The sequence below is a fragment of the Paraburkholderia sp. UYCP14C genome (assembly GCF_004197395.1).
GTDB lineage: Bacteria > Pseudomonadota > Gammaproteobacteria > Burkholderiales > Burkholderiaceae > Paraburkholderia.
Window position 1 is genome coordinate 1 of record NZ_SELS01000291.1, and the last position, 871, is coordinate 871.

Annotated in this window: 1 protein-coding gene; it reads left to right on the forward strand. The window is 60.5% G+C overall.

The window, feature by feature from the left end:
• The coding region (locus EVC45_RS44895) for an IS3 family transposase (protein WP_129964393.1) at positions 1 to 840 on the forward strand (840 nt) is incomplete at its 5' end.
• Positions 841 to 871 lie beyond the last annotated feature (31 nt).

Consider the following 871-nt stretch of genomic DNA (forward strand, 5'->3'; position numbering starts at 1 on the left):
CCGTCGGGTTACCGACGCCATGCCGCGCAGCTTCGTGATCCGTCGCGGCGCTCTGTTCGCGCAATCCGCGATGAACGTCTGCGGCTGGAGATCAAGCGTGTGTGGCAAGCCAACATGCAGGTCTACGGCGCGGATAAAGTCTGGAAGCAGATGAACCGGGAGCGTATCGCGGTGGCGCGCTGCACGGTCGAACGGTTGATGAAGCAACTGGGTTTGCGCGGCGTGATGCGAGGCAAGCGTGTTCGCACGACTGTTCCTGATGCCATAGCCCCGCGCCCGCTGGATCGGGTCAATCGCCAGTTCAAGGCGGCACGGCCGAACCAGCTCTGGGTTTCGGATTTCACCTACGTTTCGACGTGGCAGGGCTGGCTGTATGTGGCTTTCGTGATCGATGTGTTCGCTCGCCGTATCGTCGGCTGGCGAGTCAGCAGTTCGATGACCACGGACTTCGTTCTGGATGCACTTGAGCAGGCACTTTACGCGCGGCGCCCGGGCGACGACGGAACCTTGATACACCATTCGGACAGAGGGGCCCAATACGTCAGCATTCGCTACAGCGAACGGCTGGCCGAAGCGGGCATCGAACCGTCGGTCGGTAGCCGGGGCGACAGCTATGACAACGCCCTGGCTGAAACGATCAACGGCTTGTACAAGGCTGAACTGATTCATCGCCGCACCTGGAAAACGCGGGAATCCGTTGAACTGGCAACGCTGCAGTGGGTGGCCTGGTTCAATCATCATCGGTTGATGGAACCCCTCGGCTATATCCCGCCCGCCGAAGCTGAGGCAAACTACTATCGGCAACTTGAAACAGCTGCCGCTGAACCCGCATCAACTTAAACCAACCAGCCTCCACGATTCCCGGGGCGGT